The sequence below is a fragment of the Candidatus Hydrogenedentota bacterium genome (assembly GCA_035450225.1).
Lineage (GTDB): Bacteria > Hydrogenedentota > Hydrogenedentia > Hydrogenedentales > SLHB01 > DSVR01.
Map to the genome: position 1 here is coordinate 77,744 of DAOTMJ010000021.1, position 8,670 is coordinate 86,413.

At 58.6% G+C, this 8,670-nt stretch carries 6 protein-coding genes; all 6 read left to right on the forward strand.

Annotated features, from left to right (window positions below; translation table 11 throughout):
• Positions 1–381 precede the first annotated feature (381 nt).
• The gene (locus P5540_12360) at positions 382–2,409 is read left to right on the forward strand and encodes a hypothetical protein (protein HRT65609.1); all 2,028 of its coding nucleotides are present in this window, start codon (positions 382–384) and stop codon (positions 2,407–2,409) included.
• Positions 2,410–2,420: 11 nt separating this feature from the next.
• Positions 2,421–5,318 carry a hypothetical protein gene (locus P5540_12365; protein HRT65610.1) on the forward strand — a complete coding sequence of 966 codons (2,898 nt, stop codon included), beginning with the start codon at positions 2,421–2,423 and terminating at the stop codon, positions 5,316–5,318.
• 56 nt (positions 5,319–5,374) lie between these two features.
• Positions 5,375–6,253: a class I SAM-dependent methyltransferase gene (locus P5540_12370; protein ID HRT65611.1), complete on the forward strand. Its 879-nt coding sequence runs from the start codon at positions 5,375–5,377 to the stop codon at positions 6,251–6,253.
• 76 nt (positions 6,254–6,329) lie between these two features.
• The gene (locus tag P5540_12375; protein ID HRT65612.1) at positions 6,330–7,559 is read left to right on the forward strand and encodes a TonB-dependent receptor; all 1,230 of its coding nucleotides are present in this window, start codon (positions 6,330–6,332) and stop codon (positions 7,557–7,559) included.
• Between the two features lie 115 nt (positions 7,560–7,674).
• Positions 7,675–8,226: a hypothetical protein gene (locus P5540_12380; GenBank protein HRT65613.1), complete on the forward strand. Its 552-nt coding sequence runs from the start codon at positions 7,675–7,677 to the stop codon at positions 8,224–8,226.
• A 123-nt stretch (positions 8,227–8,349) separates the two neighbouring features.
• The coding region (locus P5540_12385) for a hypothetical protein (GenBank protein ID HRT65614.1) at positions 8,350–8,670 on the forward strand (321 nt) is incomplete at its 3' end.

Below are 8,670 nucleotides of genomic sequence, written 5' to 3' on the forward strand. Positions count from 1 at the left end.
CTGCCGTCATGCGCCGTTTCAAAATCCTGTAGTTGATCCAGCGCCAGGGAATCGGCCTCGTTGCCCCAATAGTAAATCGTGATCGTTTGCGGCGCAGCCTGTGCCGACGCCCATAACGCGCATGCCATCAGTGCCATTACATTCACGACGGGTTCCCCGACTGCTTCTTACCAGAAACGCGCAAAAACCGCCGCTCATAAGACCACAGCCATGGGATTCTTTTCAAGTGCATGTGAAATCTCTTCCTCCCCGCCATGAAACAGGAAAACGTCTGTTTGCAGTCAGGGTGGGCAACGGGTTTACGAACGATGACGTTGGGGAAAACCAAATGCCGATTGGCGTCGCGCCTGCTGCTTGATTCATGCCACAGGCAAACGTACCATGCATGATGGAAACGGACGCGACACGGGAGGATGGATTGTGGTAACAATGACCTTGTTTGTGGCGGCCTTGGGAGGAATGGCCATGGGGGCGGGCGAAAACTGGCACGAAAACGCCTTTTTCGGACTGCATTACGATCTGCATCCGGGTGAAAAAGACACCGAACTGGGACGCGAAACGACCCATGAACACATCCGCGCGGAACTCGAAAAGGTCAGGCCGGACTTCGTCCAGTACGACTGCAAGGGCCATCCGGGCTGGACGGGGTATCCAACAAAGGTGGGATCGCCGTCGCCGGGCATTGTAAACGACGCGCTCAAGATCTGGCGAGAGGTCACACGCGAGATGGGGATTCCGCTTTCAATTCATTATTCGGGGATATGGGACACCCGTGCGATCCGACTGCATCCCGAATGGGCCAATATCAACGCCGAGGGCAAGCCCAGCCCGAATAATGTCTGCCCGTTGAGTCCTTATACTGAAGAACTCATGATCCCGCAACTACTCGAAGTCATCGCAAACTATCAAATTGACGGCATGTGGATTGACGGGGAGAATTGGGCCAGCGCGCCCTGTTATTGCGATCGCTGCAAGACGGAATTCACGAAGCGTACCCGGATCGAAACCGCGCCCAAGAATTCGGGGGATCCGAACTGGGGCGCATGGCTGGCGTTTCACCGGGAGCTCTTCGTCGAACATGTCACCCGGTTCGCGAACGCGGTTCATGCCGCGCATCCCAACGTGCTCGTGTGCAGCAACTGGATGTACAGCGTCCGGCAGCCGGACGAAATCAAGGCGCCTGTGGATTATCTGAGCGGCGATTTCGATCCGTCCTTCGGCGCGGAACGGGCCTGCGCCGAGGCCCGGTTCCTCGGAAGCCGCGGCAAGACGTGGGATCTCATGGCGTGGGCGTTCCTGCAGACGGGCAATCAGGGTTGGACGATGAAGCCCGTGCCCCATCTATGCCAGGAAGTCTCGGAAGTGCTTGCGCAAGGCGGCGCCGTATTCATCTACGACCAGCCCCAGCGTTCGGGCCGTTTGACCGGCTGGCATCAGGACACGCTGGCGCAGGTCGCCTCGTTTTGCCGCAAACGCCAGGCGTATTGCCACAATACGGAGACGATTCCGCAGGTAGCCATCCTGCATAGCCAGACGGTCTACTACCGCCACAACGCCCCGTTGTTCAATTTTGCCTCGGCGAATCATGCCATGGAAGGCGCATTGCACGCAGTGCTCGAAAACGGGTATAGCGCCGACATTCTGAACGAGGAATCGCTGATCGCGCGTATGAAGGATTATCCCGTGGTGGTCGTCGCCGAGCAAGAAGCGTTGCCTGAAAACGTTTTCGATGCCTTGCGCGGCTTTGTAAAGGCCGGCGGACGTGTCCTTGTCAGTGGGGCACATGTTGCCAAGGAATGGGAAGGCCTTACGGGCGTAAAGACGGTGGAAGGTCAACACGGCAGCGGCTGGATTCCGGCTGGCGACGGTTGCGTGACCGTGCCGGGTCCCTGGCAGCCGGTCAAACTCGACGGCGCACAGGAACTCGCCCCGTTGCTCAACCAGCAGGAACCGTCCGTGAATCTCGCCGGAACGCCCGCCGCGACGATCAACCGCGCGGGCAAAGGCGCCGTCGTCGCCGTACACGGTCCTATCTTCCGTTCGTATCACCAGGACCACTACCCGATGTTGCGGCGGTTTGTCGGCGATATGCTCGAAGCGATCGACGCGCCCGGCCTGATCCGCCTGCACGGCCCGTGGTGGATCGAAATGGCCGCGCGCAAGAAGGATGGCCGGACACTCATCCAATTCGTCAACCGGTCCTGTGCCGGGTACACCGCCCCGAACCGCCACATGGTCGAACATGTGCCGCCGTCGGGGCCGTTTTCGGTTACAATCCCATGTGTGGAGAAGCCGAAATGCTGCCACATGGCGCCGGACGAGACCGGCGTCGAATGGAACTGGAACCGGGGCGTTTTGAACGTCAAGATCATGGATCTCGCCATTCACAATGTTCTGGTAATCGAATAGGAAGACAATCCATGGGACTGCTCGAATCGTTTCTGAATCCGACCAATGAATTCCGCCAGGCCCCGTTCTGGTTCTGGAACCACGAACTCGACGAGGAAACGCTTGGCTGGCAAATCGCGCAGATGCGCGACAAGGGGCTTGGCGGCTATGTCATGCATGCCCGGCACGGGCTGATTACCCCGTATTTGTCGGACAAGTGGTTCGAATTCATCCGGTTTGGCTGCGAAAAGGCGCGGCAGCACGGTTTGATGGCGTGGGCCTACGATGAGCGCGACTGGCCCAGCGGTCCTGCCGGCGGAAAAGTCATCGCCGAGCATGTGAATCGCCTTCATTACCTGCGTTTCGATGTCGAGGAGGTACAGGGGCCGTGTCCTATATCGTTTAAGGACGATGTGGTCTCCGGATACGTGGCGCGCCCCGGCGAACCGTTCCACCGGATAGACGGCGTTCCGGGAATTTCGGCGTTTGACCTTCCGGACGGCACGTGGATCATCGGCCGGGCGATCAGGTTCGAATGCCCGGCCATTCTATGGTTCGAGTCGTATCTCGACACGCTCGACCCAAACGCCTGCCTTCAGTTCATCCGATCAACCTACGATTTGCACGAACAGAAACTCGGCGATCTCAAACAACTCGGTCTCGCGGGATTTTTCACCGACGAACCGGCCTTCAGCACCTATCCCGACGACTTGCGCCGGATTCCATGGACGCCCAGTCTGCCCAGTGCGTTTCTCGCGACGAATGGCTACGATCTGCTCGACCGTCTTCCGGATTTGTTCACGCCGGGCGACCGGGGCGCGGGTGTCCGCCACGATTACTGGGACATGGCCGCCACGCTCTTCGAAACGTCGTATTTCGAGGCCATTGCGCGCTGGTGCGAATCCCGCGATCTCGAACTGATCGGCCATGCGCTGGGCGAGGAACCGCTGTTTTTCCAGTTCCGGTGCGTGGGCGATCTGTTCCGTTACCTCAAGAATTTCCACCGGCCCGGCTTGGATCATCTCGGACTTCACGTGGGCAAAGGCCATCCCGGAAGCATGTCGCCGAAGATCATTGAATCCGCGGCGCTGCTGGCCGGGCGCGAACGCACCATGACCGAAACGTTTGGCGTCAGCGGCTGGGGGCTGAACCTGCGCGAGATGAAATGGATGTGCGACTGGCAGATTGCGCACGGCATCAACTATATCATTCCCCATGCCTTCTATTATTCGGTCGCCGGGCGCAGAAAAAAAGACGCGCCGCCCTCGGAATTTTTCCAGGCCCCATTCTGGCCGCATTACCGCCTCTTCGCGGATTATACCGCGCGGCTCACGGCGGCCTTGACAGGCGGCGAGCACGTCGCGCCGATTGCCGTGCTGTATCCCATGACGTCGGTATGGGCGGATTTCGTTCCCGGTGATGAAATGCCGGAGTCTGTGAAAGAAATCGAGCAATCATTCTGGCCATTGGGCGAGGCGCTGCTACGGCTACATCGCGATTTCATCATCGTGGATGAACTCAGCCTCGAAGATGCCTGCCTGGGCCGGGAAGAAGGAACCTTCGACATCGGCGCCCTGCATTTCAAAGCCCTCATTATTCCCCGTACCACGGCTGTTCTGGCCGATACCGTGGAAATACTCCGGGGCATTGCAAAAACCGTCCCCGTGATCGCCGTCGAAGACTCCGATCTGTGTGTTCTTACTCCCGGAACCGGTGAAATCCCGACCCGCATCCGCTGGAGCGATGTCGAAGGGGTGTACATCGCCCACGGAAGCGACGAGGCCGATCTGGCGTCCGCGCTTGCGGCGGTGGTTCCCGATGTTTTGATGCGAAATGCGCCGGACGTCTACTATCTGCATCGCCGCAAAGAAGGGAAGGATCTCTATTTCTTCGCCAATACGGCACGGAACCCTGTTGAAACCGTCGTTTCCGTGCGAACTGCGGGATACGCCGAACTTTGGGACGCGGAAACGGGCGCCATCGTCCCCGCACCCGGTCAAAGCATTGTGAAGGGCCGCCTTGAAGTGCCGTTGTCGTTTGCCGGCATGGGCTCGGCATTGCTGGTCGTGGACCCATCCAGGAAGCCGGAAACGACACCGGTTGTTGAATTCGCGCCCGGACATCGAATCGCCGTTGAGCCGCCGTTTCATTTCAATCCGGACAATGGCAATTTTCTGATCCTTCGGGATTGGCAGTTGACCATGGCCAGCCGCGATTTTGTGACTGAACTGCGCTACTCGACCCAATTTGTCACGATTGAAACCTTGGCGAACATGCGGCTTATCCTCGACGGCGTGCCGGGACAAGCCGTCAATGTGCACAAGGCCGCGCGTCCGATTGTCGCTCACGAAGCCGATGCAATCGTCCTGTTCGACGGCGAACCGATCACCGAAGAACTGCCATGGGAAATCGATCCGAAGTTTCGCGTGCTCGATTTGCGCGGACGCTGTCGGCCCGGCACGCATGTCGTCGAGATCGTCATCAAGAACAATGGCTGGTTCCCGCAGCCCGGACTCGAGGAATACGCGTGGCTGGCCGGCGATTTCCACGTGGATTCAAAGGACGGATCGGCATGCCTTGTGCCCTTCAAGGGAATCGGCATCGGGCCATGGGAAGAGCAGGGATATCCCTATTTTTCCGGAATCGGCGCCTACTATGCCGACGTCAGGATACCCGCGGAACAGATGGGGCGGCGCATCGTTCTCGATGCGGGAAACGTCGGCGGCGCGATCGAGGTCGAAGTCAACGGCTGCACGGCCGGCGTGCGCGCATGGCCTCCTTACCGCCTCGAAATCACCCCCTTTGTCCGCGAGGGTGAAAACCTGTTTGTTTTCAAGGTAGCCAATTCCGCCCGCAATTTCTTTGAAGGTCCCGATAAAAACAACCCGTCCGGTCTGCTGTCCGAAGTCTGGATCGAAATCGAGGGATAAAGGACCAAAATGGCGCCAGACCGAAGACGATCCTACGAAGGGTTGGGAAAATAGACATGCCGGACAATCAAAAGAATCGTATGGCGTCCTTCGATTTGCATGAGTCCATTTTGGCCGGCTCTTCAGTTCTCAAGTCCCCTGTCGCTTCCTCGCCCTATGACGATTGGGCGCTTTATTACGATGTCATCCACGAAGGATTGCCGGGCGACGTGGCATTCTATGTCAACATGGCGCTGGCGAACGGGGGAAAAGCGCTTGAACTTGGAACAGGAACCGGCCGCATCGCCATCCCGATGGCCATGGCCGGTATCGAAGTGGTCGGTTTGGACAATTCACCCGCCATGCTGGCGCTTTGCCGTGAAAAAGCCTCGATAGTGGAACCGTTTGCCAAGCCATTCCGCCTGATTGTGGCCGACATGGCCGCATTCGACCTGGGTGAAACATTTCCATTCATTGCAATCCCGTACCGCGGATTCATGCACCTGCTGACCCGTGAAGAACAACGCGGCTGCCTGGACGCCGTCCGCCGCCACCTTGCGCCCGACGGCATCTTTGCGCTGGATACATGGGCCGCGCAACCGAAGCAGGTTGCGTTTCTGGCGCGGGAAACCGCCAAGGGAAAACCCCGCTTGGTCGGACGCTACAAAACAGACGATGCCCGCGTAACGGTGGTTCATCGGCGCCACGCGGTATTGGACGAAGCCCGCCAATGGTTGTTTGAAGAACACCTGATTGAAGAGCGCGATCAGTGCGGACGCATCCTGCATGCCTCGAAATTGGGCATGACAAGGGTCTATTTCTCCGTGGATCAACTGCAGGCAATCATGCGCGAATGCGGTTTTCAAACAATTCGGATCCACGGCGATTTCGCCGGTGCTCCCTTCAACCCGAAAAGCAGGGAGATAGTCATGATCCTTCGCAAGTCACGAAACTGAAAACGACACATTTTTTGGGGTGGCAATCTCTGGTATGCTTTGTGCAACGGCGCAAGGCCGTGGAGTCCGGTTGGCTGTGTTTTGCTTGTCTCAACGATTGGCGAAGGGCCTTCCCGTCGCGCACATCCGCGTGTGGGCCTTCCTGGCCACATGGGCCGCCGCAGGCTTTGCGCCGGCATCGGAAGGCATTTTGATCATGGGCGACGACGCGGCGCGCGACGGTCGCGCGGGCGCGGCGGTGGCCAGTCCGCGCAATGCCTCGTGGATCGCACTGAATCCGGCCGGAATCGCCGGATTGGAACGCCAGGCCGATTTTGAATTGTCGCTCGTGTACGCCCGGGCGACCTTGCGCACCCAAGGCATCGGGGGCGTGCCGTGGACAGGCGAATCGGACGGCGAGGAATTCCTGCCCGTGCCATCCATGGCGATTGTCTGGCCGTTGAAAACAGGCGTATTGGGCTTGAGCATGTATTCGCCGGCGGGTGCAATATTCCATTTTCCCGAATCGAGGTCCATTGCTGGACACCTGTTTCGCCATACGGACCGTAACCTTGAATATGCGCAATCCCGGCTTGCCCTGGCCTACGCGTATCGCTTTGACAACGGCTGGGCCTTCGGAATCAGCGTGAACGGCAGCCTGTCGCTGGCACGAACGGATCAGGTAACCGCCTATTTGTTGCCAAGCCGGGGCAACAATGCGTGGGATCAATCTCTTGGCGCCGGGTTCGGGCTGGGCGTTCATCGGGAATGGGAACGATGGAGCGTGGGCGCCGCCTGGCAATCGCGCCAATGGGGGCAAACATTCGACAAATACCGCGACGTGACGCCCTATCCCGTGGATCTGCCCGCGACGGTTCAAGCCGGCGCGGCGTTCCGTATCCTTCCCAAACTCGAAGTGGAAATAGACTATCGCTTCATCAACTGGAACGACGTCAAGTTTTTTCACAATCCCAACTCGCGTATGGGCTTCGGCTGGCATAACCAGCACGCCGTACTGTGCGGGATTGAATGGCAGGCCACTCCGCGATGGGATTTCCGCGCGGGATACGCGCACGCCACCCGCGCCATGAACGACGATCATGTCTTTGGAAGCGCCCTCGTTCCGAATGTCGTGCAGGATCAGATAACCCTCGGTTGCTCATTCGCGCCCGGCAATCGTTCCGAACTGCATCTTGCGCTGGGACGCTGGCTGCGCAATTGCCAGACAGAATCGGGCCGGGGCGATTTTTATTCATGGGCGGGCCACGGAACCCGCAGCGGTCTCGAAATCAACTGGCTGTCGCTGGGGTACACCCGGAAATTCTGAAACACCGTACTTCTTGACTTTCAGTCATGAAAGGGCGCAGTTTGTAGATGGATGAAAGCATAGATGGGCTGTTGCGGTTTAGTGCAACTAACGGCACGAAAGGAGACGCTTCGTCATGGAAATCGCCAAGGAAGCCAAAAATCGGAAAGATGCCGCGGCCAAAAACGCCAAAAAAATCGTCAAAGACGTCAAATCCGCCGCGGACAATACGTGGAAGGAATTGAACACGCGGGCTGAAGACGTGAGCGCCGCCGCGAAGGCGCGTTCCGCCGGACTGGCCGTGCGGATGGTCAAGATGCAACGGTCCGCGTTTGACCGCGCCATCAAACTGCTTGCGCAGGCGCAGAAGCAAGGCGACAAACTCCTGAAACAACACATTGAAGACGCATCCTGGATGCCGCCTGAAGGAACGGCCATCGTCAAGGAGTGGAGCCGGGCGCTCAGCAATGGCCGGGATGAATTTCAAAAAGTAGTGGACAGAAGTTGCGATTTGCTGCAAACCATGTTCGAACGGGTTGAAAAGCAGGCAAAGTCGGATGCCAAGTCCGCGGACGCTTCCAAAACCGCGGGCGGCGCCCGAAAGAAATCGCCCGCGAAAAAGAAATCCGCGCGAAGGAAGACAGCGCCAAAGGCGGCCGCGTCGGAAAAAGCCACGCCCGCTGCGTAACCGTTCCTTTGACAGGAGAACTGAAAGATGATGTGCACACGGGGGATTATTTTGTTGTTTTTCGGATCGTTCACGGCGATTTCGTCGGTACAAACATGGGCGCAATCCGAAGAAAGCGTCCGAATGGCTGTATTCGACATTGACGTCACGCCGCCGATCGGAAGCCACATGGCCTATGATCCCGTGATTGGGCATTGGGATCTTGGTCTGCGGGCCCGGGGCATCGTGCTGTTGGGCGCGGGACGGCCCATCGTGCTCTGTGCATTGGACTGGATAGGCATTGCGAACGAATCGCACGACGCGTTTCGAAAAACCCTGGCCGAAGCCGCCGACACGGTACCGGACCGCGTGGCCGTCCACACGCTGCACCAGCATGACGCGCCCGCCAGCGATTTCTCGACCGAAGCCATCCTCAGGGAACACGGAATCGCACCCGGTCGAAAC

What these genes read in the sequence shown, in the direction of transcription:
- P5540_12360 (HRT65609.1), top strand. Translation starts at nt 382, where the DNA reads ATGCATGATGGAAACGGACGCGACACGGGAGGATGGATTGTGGTAACA.
- P5540_12365 (HRT65610.1), top strand. Translation starts at nt 2,421, where the DNA reads ATGGGACTGCTCGAATCGTTTCTGAATCCGACCAATGAATTCCGCCAG.
- P5540_12370 (HRT65611.1), top strand. Translation starts at nt 5,375, where the DNA reads ATGCCGGACAATCAAAAGAATCGTATGGCGTCCTTCGATTTGCATGAG.
- P5540_12380 (HRT65613.1), top strand. Translation starts at nt 7,675, where the DNA reads ATGGAAATCGCCAAGGAAGCCAAAAATCGGAAAGATGCCGCGGCCAAA.